Below are 15104 nucleotides of genomic sequence, written 5' to 3'. Positions count from 1 at the left end.
GCTCTATTTGGGTCATGCGCTTGAAACCATTGGGCCGCAGCGGTTTTAACGCTGCTGCACTTTAAAAAGGAGACTTGACTTTCATGACAAAAAAAGCTGGCGGACTCATTGCCGAATTTAAAGAGTTTATTTCCCGCGGCAACGTGGTGGACATGGCCGTGGGCGTGATTATCGGCGGCGCGTTCAAAGCCATCGCGGATTCCCTGGTCGGCGACATTCTCATGCCCCTGATCAGCCTTCTTACAAAAAAGGTTTCCTTTGAGGATATGGTCTGGGTGGTAGGGGGCGGACAGACCGTCATCCCTTACGGCAATTTTCTTGCTACCATTCTGAACTTCCTGATTACGGCTCTGGCTATTTTCCTTTTGGTGAAAGCCATTAACCGCTTCCGGAAAAAAGAAGAGGTTGCACCTCCAAGGCCTCCCGCACCCAGCGGAGAACAAGCCCTGCTGACAGAGATTCGGGATCTTTTGAAAGAACAGAAGAAATGATGGAAACCATCCTGCGGGAGGGATTAACGGCGCTGGGGCTGGATCAGTCCTCCGTCCCCTCCCTGCTGCGCTACGGGGCGCTGCTGGAAGAGAAAAACAAGGTCATGAACCTCACCGCCATTAAAGAGGCGGACGAGGTGGCCCGGCTTCACTTTCTGGACAGCGCGGCGCTTTTAAACCTGCTGGATTTTCGGAACAAAACCGTGGTGGACGTGGGCACGGGGGCCGGATTTCCCGGACTTCCCATTCGGCTTTTAGAACCCTCCGCCCATGTGACCTTGCTTGACTCCCTCGGAAAGCGCATTACTTTTTTGCAGGAGGTTTGCACGGATTTGGGCCTTTCGGATGTGGAGTGCATCCATGCCCGGGCGGAGGAGTTTGCCGCATCACACCGGGAATCCTTTGACACGGCGGTATCCCGGGCTGTGGCCTCCCTATCTGTGCTTTCGGAACTGTGCCTTCCTCTGGTTAAGACGGGAGGTACATTCCTTGCCATGAAATCCGTGGACAGCGACGATGAGCTTTCCGCCGCCGAACACGCCATCTTTATTTTAGGCGGTCGGGTGGCCGGGGTCCGGGACTATTCGATTCCCGGCACAGATATTGTCCACCGGGCGGTACTGGTGGAAAAGCTGAAACCCACGCCGAAAGGCTATCCAAGGTCCTTCGCAAAAATCAAAAAAGACCCCCTTTGACCGCCAAAAGCCACTGTTGGGGCGGCAAATTGAAAATTTTTTCTGATAACACGTTAAATTGTTTTGATTTTGGCGCATTCTTCCTGTAAAATCAGGATATACAAGAGGTGAGTTCCGATGGGTGAATGTATCGCCGTCGTCTCCGGCAAGGGCGGGACCGGCAAAACCTCCTTTGTGGCGGGGGTCGGCTCCGCCATGGCGAAGAGCGGGAAACGCGTGCTGTGCATCGACTGCGACGTGGGCCTTCGGAATCTTGATCTGGCGCTGGGACTGACAGACAAGGCACTAATGGACTTTTCCGACGTGGCCCAAGGTCGATGTACCCTGTCGGAAGCCGTGGTAAGCCACTCTCGGCTTCCCTCGCTCCACCTGCTCACCGCGCCGGTGCGCAGCCGGGGCCGCCCTGTGGGCGAGGAGCAGTTTCGCGCGCTGGCGGAGCAGGCCCGGGAACGGTACGACTTCTGCCTGATGGATGCACCGGCAGGGCTGGAGGGCGGCTTTCGTCTGGCTGTGTGCGGGGCGGATCGCTGCGTGGTGGTCACCACGTCTGACGCCGCATCCCTGCGGGACGCGCAGCACACGGTGATGGAGCTGGCAGCCTTTCCTCGAGGTAAACTGCATCTTGTGGTCAATCGGGTGCGTAAAAAGCTTCTTCGGAACATGCATGCCACCATCGACGACGCCATTGACGCCGCCGGACTACCCTTAATCGGCGTGGTGCCGGAGGATGACCGGCTTCCCCTCGCCCTGAACCGGGGCGTTCCCCTTGCTTTGACCGACGACAGCCCCGCCGCCACCGCCTATCAAAACATTGCCCGGCGTCTCATGGGACAGCGCGTGCCCCTGATGCGCATGAAATAGAAAGGAGCTTATTCCGATGAACATTGCAATCATGTCCCATGACAACCGGAAGGACCTCATGGTTCAATTCTGCACGGCCTATGCCGGCATTCTTTCCCGGCATACGATTTTTGCCACCAACACCACAGGCCATATGGTGGCCGACGCCACCGGGCTGGACGTGCACTGCTTCCTCTCCTTCGCCCATGGCGGCTGCCAGCAGATTGGCGCCCGTATCGCCTATAACGAGATTGATTTGGTGCTGTTTTTCGACGATCCCAACAGCCCCAGCATGGCCGAGGACGTGACCTACATCTCCCGTCTGTGCGACCAGAACAACATTCCCTACGCCAGCAACATCGCCACGGCGGAGCTGCTGATTCTGGGGCTGGCCCGGGGCGATCTGGACTGGCGCGACATTGTCAATCCCAAAACCCATCCCCAGGTCTGAGAGCGTTCCGGGCAGGCTTTCCTGCCCCACGGACGAAAGCCAACGGGAGAGGAGAAATGATTTTTTTCTCCCCCATTTGGGTGCGCCGCGAAGCGTTTTCCGCTCTCGTCCCAAACCCACGGGGCGGGAGCGCCTTTTTATCTCTGACGTTTCAATTAAATTACAGGATAAAGGAGTCTTTTGTCATGGCTGTTTTAAAACCGCGTACGCTCTCCGGCTTTATGGAGTTGCTCCCCGCGCCCCAACAGCAGATGGAGCGCATTATGGAGGTCATCCGCCAGTCCTTTTCCCTCTACGGCTTTACTCCGCTGGATACCCCCATTATTGAGGCCAGTGAAGTGCTGCTTGCCAAGGGCGGCGGCGAAACGGAAAAGCAGATTTACCGTTTTACCAAGGGCGACGCGGATTTAAGCCTCCGCTTTGACCTGACAGTCCCTCTGGCCAAGTACGTGGCCATGCATTACAGCGAGCTGAGCTTCCCCTTCCGCCGGTTCCAGATCGGCAAGGTCTATCGAGGCGAGCGGGCCCAGCGGGGCCGCTTTAGGGAGTTTTATCAAGCGGATATCGACGTGATTGGAGACGGGAAGCTGTCCCCCATCAACGACGCGGAAATTCCCGCCATTATCTACCGGGTTTTTTCCACCTTGGGGCTGAACCGGTTTCAGATTCGCGTGAACAACCGCAAGATTCTCAATGGGTTTTACGCCATGCTGGGCCTTTCCGAGCTTTCCGGTGAGGTGATGCGGACGGTGGACAAGCTGGAGAAAATCGGCGAGGCCACAGTGCGGGGAATTTTGGTGGACGATCTGGGAATCCCTGTGGAAAAAGCAGATGAGATTTTGAAGTTTATCGCTATCTCGGGCGGTAGCAAGGCCATTCTGGCCGCGCTGGAAGGCTATCGTGGCCGGAACCCGCTGTTTGACGAGGGGCTGGATGAGCTTTCCCTTGTCGTAAACTATCTCGATTCCTTCGGCGTGCCCAGTGACAATTTTGTGGTGGATTTGACCATCGCCCGGGGATTGGACTACTACACCGGCACGGTGTATGAAACCGCGCTGCTGGACCACCCGGAGGTAGGCTCCGTCTGCTCTGGCGGACGGTATGACAATCTGGCGGAATATTACACGGAAAAGGAGCTTCCGGGCGTGGGCATCTCCATCGGCCTGACCCGCCTGTTTTACGTGCTTGGAGAGCAGGGAATGCTGAACCCCGACCTGCTCACCGCCCCCACCGACGTGCTGATTCTCCCCATGACGGAGGATTTGGGGCCTGCCATCTCTTTTGCAACGCTTCTGCGTCAGGACGGTATCCGGGCCCAGCTTCACTGCGAGGATAAAAAGTTCAAGGCGAAAATGTCCTATGCCGACAAGCTGCGCATTCCCTATGTGGTCTTTTTGGGCGAGGACGAGGTGAATTCCGGCGTGGTCGCCTGCAAGGACATGTTTACCGGCGAGCAGACCAAGCTGGACGCGGCGGCCACCGCCGCCCTCATCAAGGCGGGCCTTACCGAGAAGAACAAAGGCACCGTCATTTTGGGATGAGCGCCGGGGAAAAAGCGGGCGCAAAAAAACACCACCCGCGAAAAACCCTCCTGATTTTCTGCCTTCTGCTTTTGATCGGGGGCGGACTGTGGTATGCCCGTCCCGTAGGGCTTGAAACCCTTTACCCCGGTATAGAGCCGGATATCTTTGACATTTCTATAAGCCGCTCTTACGAGGTCCGGGACTACCAGCCCCGAAACTTACGTATTGCCACCGGGGAGCCCGGCTTTGACGAACTGCTCTCCGAGTGGAAGGCGCTTCGCTTTCGTAGGCCTCTCACCAATCTCGTGCTTCAGGCCATTCCCCCACTGGCAACCGGCCCCTCCGGGCCCAAGCCGCTGGAGGAGGGCATGGTGCATACCATGTATATCCTCGGCATTGTTCACGCTGACTCAGGGGAATGGAATGCGGCGGGACTGTTTTTCTGGATTGACGAGTGGTCCTACACAGGCGAAACCCTGTGGGGCGGAGCTGTCAACCTTCCTCTTAAGCTGTCCCACGGTGGAGAGATCGGACAAATACTAGGCGAGAGACTATGGGACGCTTCCACGCCCGTCGATTCCTAAATGTAATGAATTGATTAGAAAATACATCTTGTATTTGAATTGACCTTTTGCGGGGGTATTCCGTCCTGCGGCGACGCCGCCCTCGCCGTCCCCCACGCCTCATCTCATACACAGAAAGGAAATCACCATCATGACACAATCAAGAACCCATACCTGCGGAGAGCTGCGGCTTGCCGACGCGGGCAAGTCCGTCACCATCGTGGGATGGCTGGAAAACGTCCGGGAGGTGGGCGCGGAGCTGGCCTTTGCCGTCATCCGGGATTTTTACGGCACCACACAGGTGGTGGCCGAGACTTCCGAAGACGTGAAAACCCTCAAGGGCATCAATAAAGAATCCACCGTTTCCGTCTCCGGCGCTGTCCGGGAGCGGGCCTCCAAAAACCCCAATCTGTCCACCGGCGAGGTGGAGATTGTCCCCTCTTCCATTGAGGTTTTGGGCCGCTGCCGCCACAACGAGCTGCCCTTCCCCATCAACCGCAGCCGTGAGGCCGACGAAGCCACCCGCCTGAAATACCGGTATCTTGACCTGCGCAACCCCGACGTGAAAAAGAACATTCTTTTGCGGTGCAACGTGGTGTCCGCCCTGCGCCAGTCCATGACGGAACACGGCTTTTTGGAAATCACCACTCCCATTCTCACCGCCTCCTCCCCCGAGGGAGCCAGAGACTATCTGGTGCCCGCCCGGAATCATCCCGGCAAGTTTTACGCCCTGCCGCAGGCTCCTCAGCAGTTTAAGCAGCTTTTGATGACCTCTGGTTTTGACCGGTATTTCCAGATTGCCCCCTGCTTCCGGGACGAGGACGCCCGGGCAGACCGCTCTCCCGGCGAATTTTATCAGCTTGACATGGAGATGGCGTTCGCGTCTCAGGAGGATGTGTTTGCCGTTCTGGAGGACGTGCTGCCCCCCATCTTTGCTAAGTTTGGCGCGTATGACCGGGCCAGCAGCGCACCCTTTACCCGCATTCCCTATGCGAAGGCCATGGAGCTATACGGCTCCGACAAGCCCGACCTGCGGATTGATCTGACGGTGCAGGACGCGACGGACGTGCTCTCCGGCTGCGGATTTGAGCCATTTGCGGGGAACACCGTGAAGGCCGTGGTGGTTTCCGGGTTTAACGAGACACGAAAGTTTATCGACAAAACTCTTGCCGATGTGGAAATCCAATCCGGAAACAAGGCCTATTGGTTCCGGCTGGACGAAAACGGCGAGGCAGTGGGCGGCATTGCCAAGTTCGTGTCCCCGGTGAAGGACGCGGTAGTAAGCGCCTTGGGACTGAAGGCGGGGGATTTCGTGGCCCTGTCCGCAGGCGCGCTTTCCGCCGCCCAGAAAACGGCCGGCGTGTTGGTGAAGACGCTGGGCGCGGCGATTCCCGGCCATATGGACAAGGAACAGTATTCCTTCTGCTGGATTGTGGATTTCCCCATGTACGAAACAGGCGAAGAGTCCGGCGAGCTGGAATTTTGCCACAACCCCTTCTCCATGCCCTCCGGTGGTCTTTCCACCCTGCTTAAGGCTGAGGCCGGGGAAATTGATCCCCTGAGCATCACCGCCGACCAGTATGATCTGGTGTGCAACGGCGTGGAGCTTTCCTCCGGCGCAGTGAGAAATCACGACCCGGAGATTATGGTAAAGGCCTTTGAGCTGGTGCGGCTGGGCGAAGAGGACGTGAAGGCCAAGTTCCCCGCCATGTACAACGCCTTCACTTACGGCGCGCCCCCCCACGCAGGCATTGCCCCCGGTGTGGACCGGATGGTGATGCTGTTGGCGGGAGAGGACTCCATCCGGGAGATCATCCCCTTCCCCATGAACAAAAACGCGCAGGACGTGATGATGGACGCCCCCGGCGTTGTCACGCAAAAGCAGTTGGACGAGCTGCACATCGCCTTGGTGAAGCCGGAGGAATAAGTTCTGGCAAGATTTTCGCGCCCGCAGATGAGACGTGTGCGTCTCTCTGGAAAAGGGTGCGCTTACGGGATTTCCGCAAAGGAGGATTTATGAAACGCTTGCTGTGCTCTTTGCTGGCCGCAGCCAGCCTGTTTACCCTGACCGCCTGCGGCGGTCCGTCCTCCAGCACTTCTGACCCGGACCCGGCCTATTCTGCCGGGTCCGGCTCCGCATCCGAGGAGCCAGCGCCAACGCCCGTGGACGAAAAAGCGGCGCAGATAGACGCGCTGCTGGCTCAGATGACCATTGAGGAAAAGGTGGGCCAGTTGTTTTTCGCCCGGGTCCCCGAGACGGACGCAGCGGCGGACGTGTCCAAGTATCACTTGGGCGGCTATATCCTCTTTGGCAGGGATACAAAAGATAAGACCGCCAACGACCTGATTCAGGCCATTAACAGCTATCAGGAGGCCGCCAGTATTCCCCTGCTCATTGGCGTGGACGAGGAGGGGGGAAGTGTGGTGCGGGTCTCCTCCAATCCCCATCTCCGGGCAAAGAAGTTTGCCTCGCCCCAGCAGCTTTATGCCGCGGGAGGCATGGAGGCAATTGTTCGGGATACTCACGAAAAAGACGTGCTTTTAAAAGCGCTGGGCTTTAACGTGAATCTGGCCCCGGTGGCGGACGTATCCACTAATTCCGGCGACTTTATCTATGACCGCTCTTTTGGACAGGACGCGGTATCCACGGCGGAGTATGTTCGCGCCGTAGTGGGCCAGATGAGGAAAGACGGCATGGGCAGCGTTTTGAAGCACTTCCCCGGCTACGGAAACAATGTGGATACCCACACCGGCATCGCCGTGGACGAACGCCCTCTCAAGCAGTTTGAGTCCTCCGATTTTCTGCCCTTCAAAGCGGGTCTGGAAGCCGGGGGCGACACGGTGGCCGTTTTGGTGAGCCACAACATCGTGGACGCCCTCACCATGGAGGGAGCCGACGCGGGCCTGCCGGCCTCCCTCGCTCCCAATGTTCACATCACCTTGTACCTAATGATGCATGAGGCAAACGGTGGCAGCGTGATTATGACTGATGATCTTGCTATGGATGCAGTGAAAGCCTATTCCAAGGACGGCAGCGCTGCGGTGATGGCCCTGTGGGCAACCAACGGCCTTTTGATTGCCTCTGACTACCGCACCCAGATTCCCCAGGTTCTTGCCGCCGTTGCGGACGGGACGCTGGATGAACCCACCATCAACCTGCTTTGCACGCAGGTGCTCCAGTGGAAACAGGCACTGGGCCTGTTATAAAAGAGCCTTCTCCACATCGTACTGCTTTAGGCAAAACTGTCTGGCTTTAAGGGCAAGGGGCCTTTCCTACAAAGGAATGGCTTTTGATAAACGCATCGCAAAAGCCGCCGCGGCCGGTGCGGGCCGGAACACGGCGGCTTTGTTTCTGCGCAGAAAGGAAGTTTTCCACATGGAAACTGAAAAGCTTTATTACACCGACCCCTTTTTAAAGGAGTTCTCTGCCAAGGTTCTCACCTGCGAAGCGGTGAAAACCGGCTGGGAAGTGGTTTTGGACCAGACTGCCTTCTATCCAGAAGGGGGCGGTCAGCCTGCCGACCACGGGACGCTGAACGGGGTAAGCGTTTTTGATGTTCATGAAAAAAACGGGGTGCTTTTCCACATTTGTGAAAACCCGGTGGAAATTGGGGAAACCGTAACAGGTCAACTTGATTGGGCCCGCCGGTTCGACCACATGCAGCAGCACTCCGGAGAGCATATTTTGAGCGGCATTCTCTGTGAAGCCCACGACTGCGACAACGTGGGCTTCCACATGGGGGCCGACACCATCACCATCGATTACAACGCCGACATTTCATGGGAACAGGCGCTGGAAGCGGAGCGTCGCGCCAATGAATACATCTGGGCGGATGTGCCCATTGATATCTCCTTCCCCACCCCGGAGGAATTGAAGTCCGTTGATTATCGCTCTAAAAAAGAGCTGACGGGACAGGTGCGCATCGTATCCTTTCCGGGGGCGGACTGCTGCGCCTGCTGCGGCACGCATGTGCTTCGGTCCGGGCAGGTGGGACTTGTAAAAATTCTCTCCTGCCAGAAATTTCGGGAGGGGGTCCGGCTGGAAATTCTCTGCGGAGGCAGGGCCTTTGCCCTGCTTTCCACCACATGGGAGCAGAGCCGGACAGTGGGCCGCCGTCTCAGCGTGAAGCCACAGGATGCCGCCGAAGCGGTGGAGCGGCTTGAGATGGAGCTGAACGCCGCCAAGACAGGGCTTACCCGGCTGGAGGATGCGCTTTTTGAACGCATTGCCGCACAGGAAACGGGCCGGGGCAACACACTTCTTTTTCAGCCGACCCTGCGCCCGGACGGGGCGCGGAAGCTGGCGGACGCGGTGAGCAGGACCTGCGGCGGGCTTGCCGCCGTGTTTGCGGGAGAAGACGGGCAGTATCAATACGCCCTGCTCCGGGCCGATGGCAAAGATATCGACTCTCTGGTAAGAACGATGAACGCCGCCCTCCACGGGCGGGGCGGCGGGCGAAATGGGTTTGCCCAAGGCTCCGTTCATGCCAAGCAAGCGGAAATTGAGGCATTTTTTAAAGGCGCTTTCTGACGCAGAAAGTTTTCCCCAACGCGGCTTTAGCGCTGCCTAGAAACTGATCCTCTGACTTGCAGTGCTTTAGGCTTCCAAAAAATTTGGCAGGCCACTGCGCATACTGTTATGGCCCTTCATTAAAAAAATACCGTCACGCGCCATAGGCGTGTGACGGTATTTCTTTTAACTCGCTTTAGCTTCCAATGCTCCGGTTCATGGCAGCGGTGGCATAGCGCTGTCCATAATAGGTGTCGTAAATAATGGCGCTGCGCAGCTCCATTAGCTCCCTGTCCTCGTCACTCAGCGCCGCGTCGGACTCGTTCCAATAGGGTACGCCCTTGCCCGTGACGCAGTACAAATCCGTATTCACCAGCAGGGCCTTGGACAACCGCTCCTGCATGGCCCAGTAGCGATTCCTGGGCATATTGGCGGCGTCCAGCACCGCCGGGCCAAGGGCCGTAAGTCCCGTGTCCTGCTTTGTCCCCGCTGGCTGCTTCAAAAACGCCGCGTCGTTGGCCCAGATGAGATAATCGGTAGAGTACAGGTCCGCCACCTGCTCGATGCTCCAGCGGGAGCAGTCGTTGCTCTCACAAAGGCCCAGATGGCTGTAAACCGTTCCGCCGTCGGTCATAAACAGGTTGGGCCGGTGGTCGCCGAAAAAGACCACCACCGTAGGCTCCTCCCGCTCACGCAAAGCGTCGGTCAGCTCACCCAGCGCCTGATCTGCCCGAGTCAGCCCCTCCAGCATTACCCGCGTAATCGCCAGATTCTCCTCACTCAACTGATCGCTGGAAACCTCCAACTGACACTCGTAGCCAAATTTTTCGGGGTCAAAGGGCTGGTGGTTCTCCATAGAAATACCAAAGAGAAACGCCTTTTTTCCTTCTTCATTGGCAGCGTCCAGCCGGTTCAGCAAGGCTTGTGTAAACACATGGTCGCTAAGGTAGTAACCCCCGGCATAAGGGCTTCCTTGAATGTTCAGGTCCAATTCCTGCATCTGCTGGGAAAACAGCAGGCGATTAAATCCCAGCTTGGGATAAGTCACCGTGCGGTTATAAAGACTGTTGTTGTAGGCGTGAAGCATCTCCGTCTCATAGCCCGCCGTCTGAAAGGACGTTGCCACGGAGTCCAGCAGACTGTAATCCCCCTCATCCCGGAAGGAAATGTTGGTACCGGGTTTCAAATCCTTTCCCGTCAGGCCGGTAAAAATGGACTGCTCGATATAGCCGGTGCCGTAGCCAAGATAGCTGGAATAAAACCGCCCGGAAATTCCCTCCCCGCTCAGCCGGTGAAAGTTTTCCGCAGGGTCGCCGGAGAGGGTCAGCCCCGGCAGACGGGTCATATCGTAAAACGACTCAGAGAGAATAAAAATCACGTTGGGCTGTTCCCCGGTGGGCTTGTCCGTCCCGGCAGCGCCCAAAAGCTCGTCCAGCCGCTCCACCACCTGCTGCATATACTCCGGGCCATAGCCCTCTGGCTCCTGCCCCACAAGTAAGCACATATCCCGCCAAAGGCCCACGGTCAATCCGTAGTCCCGATAGGAGATGGCGGACATGATTCGATCTTGTGTATTTACGGAAAAAGTCCGTCCCAGCGCAGGCCCGCCGGGGCCAATGATCAGGCCAAGCCCCAGAGACGCCACCACCGTGGCCAGCACGAACCGAGTGCGCCCGCTGCCAAGCGTCAGTTTTTTACCAACAAGAAACAGAAAGACAACCACCAGCACCAGCATTCCCACGGCGGCCCATCCCCGTCCGGGAACCTTCAGGTCGCCCGCCACGCCCATCACCTGATCCAACTGACCGATCATGCCGAAATCCTCGGCCTCCAGAGGCGTGCCGTTGATGGCGAGCTTGAAATAACTTACCAGCGCCAACGTCACCCCCACGGCGGAAGAGGCCAGCGCCCCAACCCACAGCCGACCGGACAAAAGGCCCAAAAGCAGCGCCCCGCCGCCGTAAAACACCGCCGTCAGGCAAAAGGGCGGCAGCGCCCCAAGGCACCAGTCCAGCGCCGCTTGCGCATCTCCCAGCGTAATCCACTGGATAGCAAAGGCCACCGCGCCGCCAAGCGCCAGCGCTTCCAGCAGCACCAGCGCAGCCTTTCCGATTTTTAAGAGCGTCTGCTTCAATGTACTTCCTCGCTTTCAGGGGAAAACGGGACACGGCAATCTCCGTGTCCCGCTTTTCGCTTTTTCAGGGCACTCCGCGCAGAACGATGCGCAAAGACGATCAGTAGGCCAGCTTCTCCGCAAGATATGCCTTCAGTCCGTCAATAGGTAGGCGGACCTGCTCCATGGTGTCCCGATCCCGGACGGTGACACTGTTATCCCCGGCCTTCTCGTCGTCGCCCACGGTGTCAAAGTCCACGGTGACGCAGTAGGGCGTGCCGATTTCGTCCTCCCGGCGATAGCGCTTGCCGATGGAGCCGGTTTCGTCAAAGTCCACCATCCACTCGGAAGAAAGCATCTGCTGAATCTCCCGGGCCTTGTCGCCCAGCTTTTTGCTCAGGGGCAAAACTGCCACCTTAAACGGCGCGATGGCGGGATGGAAGCGCATCACCACGCGGGTATCGTTCTTCTCCGCGTCCACCACTTCCTCGTCATAGGCCTCCACCAGCAGAGCAAGGGTCATGCGGTCCGCGCCCAGAGACGGCTCGATGACATAGGGGATATAGTGCTCTCCGGCTTCCTGATCGAAATAGGTCAGATCCTGACCGGAGTGCTCCTGATGCTGGGTGAGGTCGTAGTTCGTCCGGTCGGCCACGCCCCACAGCTCGCCCCAGCCGAAGGGGAATTTATACTCAAAGTCCGTGGTGGCCTTGGAATAGAAGCTCAGCTCCTCCTTCTCGTGGTCACGCAGACGCAGGTTGTCGTCCTTCACGTTCAGGCCCTTGAGCCACTCGTGGCAATAGTTCCGCCAATACGCGAACCATTCCAAATCGGTATCCGGCTTGCAGAAAAACTCCAGCTCCATCTGCTCAAACTCCCGGATGCGGAAGATGAAGTTGCCCGGGGTAATCTCGTTGCGGAAGGACTTACCCACCTGACACACGCCGAAGGGCAGCTTGCGGCGGGTAGTCCTCTGGATATTGGAGAAGTTCACAAAGATGCCCTGCGCCGTTTCAGGCCGGAGATACACCTCGTTGGCACTCCCCTCCGTTACGCCCTGATGGGTTTTGAACATCAGGTTGAACTTGCGGATGTCGGTAAAGTCGGATTTTCCGCAGCCGGGGCAGGGAACCTGCTTTTCCCGGATATAGGAAACCAGCGCCTCGCCGTCCATGGACTCCACGTTCACGTCGGTGATGTTGTTTTCCTGATTGTATTCCTCCACCAACTTGTCGGCCCGGTGGCGCATTTTGCAGGAGCGGCAGTCAATCAGCGGGTCGTTAAAAGTGGCCACGTGGCCGGAGGCCACCCAAACCTGAGGATTCATCAGAATCGCGGCGTCCAGTCCCACGTTGTAGGGATTTTCCTGAACAAACTTTTTCCACCATGCGCGCTTGACGTTGTTTTTCATCTCCACGCCCAAGGGGCCGTAGTCCCAGCTATTGGCCAAGCCTCCGTAAATTTCGCTGCCGGGGAACACAAAGCCCCGGCTCTTGCACAGAGCCACAATTTTCTCCATGGTCTTTTCGGTGTTATTCATAATCTCCCTCTCCCTTTCATCCAATAAACAGGCCGCAAAATAAAAAACGCCCCGAGCAAAGCTCAGGGCGAACGATTGTCCGCGGTGCCACCTGAATTCGCGCCAAAGGGCGCGCACTCTGACCCGGTAACGGCGGGGACCGGCGCATTCTGCTCTCGCTCAAACGCACGGCTCGGGGGCGCCTTCTCTCCCTTCCGGCAAGGACTTACACCAAAACGTCCTCTCTCTTCGCCCGGAAACAGGGGATACTACTCCCTTTCACAGCCTCTTGAAATATTGTGGCTACTCTATCACCTTTTATTCAAAATGTCAAGGTGCTTTCCAAAAGCGGTGAAACCGCCCCGTCTCCGGGCAATATCGGAAACGAGGCGGTTTCTTTATCCACTTTTCTTTAAAAAGTGGATCTTTTCTGTGGCCTTATCTTTTCTTTTGTGGAAACTACATTTATTTTCTTAAATTACTTTTTCTCCGCGATAATGACCCGCACCTGTTTCCCGGCGGTGGAGCCGAAGTTATCAACCCAGCCGGTCAGCTTGTAGTCCGCCGCATTGATGGAACCCAGATCCACCTGATAGTAATTCAAAACGTAGTTGGCATCCCATTTGCGCAGATAGACCTGCACCCCGCTGTTCAGCGCATAGGTCGTATTGCCGCCCATAGCGCTGACGGAGCTGAGACTGTCCAGCGTGACAGACTGAAGCGCACGCATGCTTTTAACCGTACCGTCGCTTTTGAACTGAACGCCCACTCCTCCGGATTCTATATTAAAAGTTTTTCCGTCGCTATCAAGCGAGACGGTGGCCCCGTCCTTTAGTCCGGAATAGCTGCCGCTGAGCGTGCCGTTGCTTCGTTCGGGCACGGATGTCAGATAATAGTAAGACCATGTATCACCCGTGGCGTCGTCCAAAAGCAGGTGAGTAATTTCGCCGCTTGTATTGGTAACATAGTAGCGGATATCATCAGTCGAGAGTGTGTAGCCTGCAAGACGGCTGGGATAGATTTTGGCCCACGCGCCGTTGGAAGCGGTATCCAAAATCTGCACATCCCCGGCAAAAAGTTTATCTCCCAGCTTAGTTCCGGCCTGATTCACCGCACCGGTGAGGGTCTTGGCGGTAAGCTGGCTGATAGATGCGCCGCTGTCCGTCATGCTGGCGGAAACAAGACTTCCCACCGTATAGGCGCCCCGCTGGCTAACCGAGAAGGTATGAACCACACCGTCGGTACAGCCCACACTCACGCGGACCTCGGTTCCCGCGGAGGATCCGGAGGAAGATGCGTCGGCCACGGCGGTCACCACTCCGTAATAAACGGTACTTGCCGCATTGCCATTGACCACATCCACCACTTCGCCGTTCATGCCCAGCAAAAGCAGGGCGGTGTCTCCCACCTTGAATCCACCCATGGACGACAGTTTATAAGCCGCCGTGGCAGTTCCCACGGTATAGGTCTTCGCACCAACGGTAACCGAGGTGGGCGCAGCAGCGCTGGGCAGCAGGGCGGTAATGGTGCCGCCTGCCCGGTCGGTATAAATCCACACCGTCTGCATCCCCGCGTTATAATAATAAACATCGTACTGCTGCACAGCAGACAGAGAAGACGCCGCGCCGTTGCGGTAAACAGCAGCCGCCGAGGCGGAAAAAGGCATCTCCAGCGATTGTGCGCCCCCCGTCGCCACATAAGGGCCGCTCAAATTGGCGGAAACCACCGCAGCATAGTCCACGTTGCCATTGGTGACGGTATAGCCCAGCGTGACAGCGTAGGTCTTTGCATCGCTGGTCTGTGCCGTCAGAGTATTATAGAACAGGTACACGCAGTCGGACCGCGTCATGTACTCGCCCTTCCCAATGGAAATCTGATCCCGCAGTCCCAGCGAGCTGGCCTTGCTGAGCTGTGCGGAGGGAAAGGACCCCGCAAGCGCCGAGGAGTCGTATCCCAAAAGGCGCAGCACTGTGGCGCACGCCTGTTCCAGCGTGATGCTCTGGCTGGGGCGGAAGGTTCCATCGGTATATCCCGTCATCCACCCCTCGTTCACAGCGATTTTAATATACTGCGAGGCCCAGTGCGTGCTGTTTACATCCTTGAAGAGGGAAACGCCCTCTCCCTCCCCCACGCTGTCCTTATACGAGGAGGCGTTTACTAACATTTTCGCAAATTGAGCGCGGGTAACATTGCCGCCAAGATTCAGATTTCCAGCGGAATCCCCCGTCATAATTCCCAGCGCACGGATGGTCTGGACCTCGCCGCTACTCTCCGAAACGGTTGCTCCGGCAGGGACGGCGATCAGACCAGGCAGCAAAAATACCGCCATTAGAAGGCATAGAATTCGTTTTTTCATAGGTTTTTTTCCTTTCTGCGCGCAGCAGGCACAAGCGGCCTCT

12 protein-coding genes and 1 other annotated feature are annotated in these 15104 nt (G+C 57.3%); of the genes, 9 read left to right on the top strand and 3 right to left on the bottom strand.

What is annotated here, in order from left to right:
- Nucleotides 1-83 precede the first annotated feature (83 nt).
- From mscL to RTU96_RS04720, 9 genes are all read left to right on the top strand, one after another.
- Nucleotides 84-491: a large-conductance mechanosensitive channel protein MscL gene (gene mscL / locus RTU96_RS04760; protein ID WP_312635245.1), complete on the top strand. Its 408-nt coding sequence runs from the start codon at nt 84-86 to the stop codon at nt 489-491.
- Nucleotides 491-1186, top strand: a complete 696-nt coding sequence (gene rsmG, locus RTU96_RS04755; RefSeq protein WP_397356473.1) for a 16S rRNA (guanine(527)-N(7))-methyltransferase RsmG — start codon at nt 491-493, stop codon at nt 1184-1186. Before mscL ends, rsmG begins: the two co-directional genes overlap by 1 nt.
- A 117-nt stretch (nt 1187-1303) precedes the next feature.
- Entirely contained in the window at nt 1304-2047 is a 744-nt protein-coding gene (gene minD, locus RTU96_RS04750) for a septum site-determining protein MinD (protein WP_312280590.1), read from the top strand.
- A gap of 16 nt (nt 2048-2063) precedes the next feature.
- Nucleotides 2064-2477, top strand: a complete 414-nt coding sequence (locus tag RTU96_RS04745) for a methylglyoxal synthase (protein ID WP_293009636.1) — start codon at nt 2064-2066, stop codon at nt 2475-2477.
- A 185-nt stretch (nt 2478-2662) separates the two neighbouring features.
- A complete protein-coding gene (gene hisS, locus RTU96_RS04740; protein ID WP_312635243.1) occupies nt 2663-4018 on the top strand; it encodes a histidine--tRNA ligase in 1356 nt (451 codons plus the stop codon).
- Nucleotides 4015-4584, top strand: coding sequence for a hypothetical protein (locus RTU96_RS04735; protein WP_312635242.1), 570 nt, complete (start codon nt 4015-4017; stop codon nt 4582-4584). Before hisS ends, RTU96_RS04735 begins: the two co-directional genes overlap by 4 nt.
- A gap of 130 nt (nt 4585-4714) precedes the next feature.
- The gene (gene aspS / locus RTU96_RS04730) at nt 4715-6490 is read left to right on the top strand and encodes an aspartate--tRNA ligase (RefSeq protein ID WP_312635241.1); all 1776 of its coding nucleotides are present in this window, start codon (nt 4715-4717) and stop codon (nt 6488-6490) included.
- 89 nt (nt 6491-6579) lie between these two features.
- A complete protein-coding gene (locus RTU96_RS04725) occupies nt 6580-7770 on the top strand; it encodes a glycoside hydrolase family 3 N-terminal domain-containing protein (RefSeq protein WP_312635239.1) in 1191 nt (396 codons plus the stop codon).
- A gap of 169 nt (nt 7771-7939) precedes the next feature.
- Nucleotides 7940-9094, top strand: coding sequence for an alanine--tRNA ligase-related protein (locus RTU96_RS04720; protein WP_312635238.1), 1155 nt, complete (start codon nt 7940-7942; stop codon nt 9092-9094).
- Between the two features lie 175 nt (nt 9095-9269).
- Here the strand turns inward: RTU96_RS04720 and RTU96_RS04715 are convergent, their stop codons facing one another.
- The 3 genes from RTU96_RS04715 to RTU96_RS04705 all read right to left on the bottom strand — a co-directional run bounded on the left by RTU96_RS04715 (nt 9270) and on the right by RTU96_RS04705 (nt 15061).
- A complete protein-coding gene (locus tag RTU96_RS04715) occupies nt 9270-11207 on the bottom strand; it encodes a sulfatase-like hydrolase/transferase (protein ID WP_312635237.1) in 1938 nt (645 codons plus the stop codon).
- Between the two features lie 100 nt (nt 11208-11307).
- Nucleotides 11308-12726, bottom strand: coding sequence for a glycine--tRNA ligase (locus RTU96_RS04710; protein WP_312635236.1), 1419 nt, complete (start codon nt 12724-12726; stop codon nt 11308-11310).
- Between the two features lie 60 nt (nt 12727-12786).
- Nucleotides 12787-12997 (bottom strand) — a binding site (T-box leader).
- Nucleotides 12998-13183: 186 nt separating this feature from the next.
- A complete protein-coding gene (locus tag RTU96_RS04705) occupies nt 13184-15061 on the bottom strand; it encodes an S-layer homology domain-containing protein (protein WP_312635235.1) in 1878 nt (625 codons plus the stop codon).
- Nucleotides 15062-15104 lie beyond the last annotated feature (43 nt).

Origin of the sequence: Oscillibacter sp., from assembly GCF_032018205.1 — a bacterium.
Taxonomy (GTDB): Bacteria; Bacillota; Clostridia; order Oscillospirales; family Oscillospiraceae; genus Oscillibacter.
Note: the sequence above shows the minus strand (reverse complement) of the source record. Positions and strands in the feature narration are given on the sequence as shown.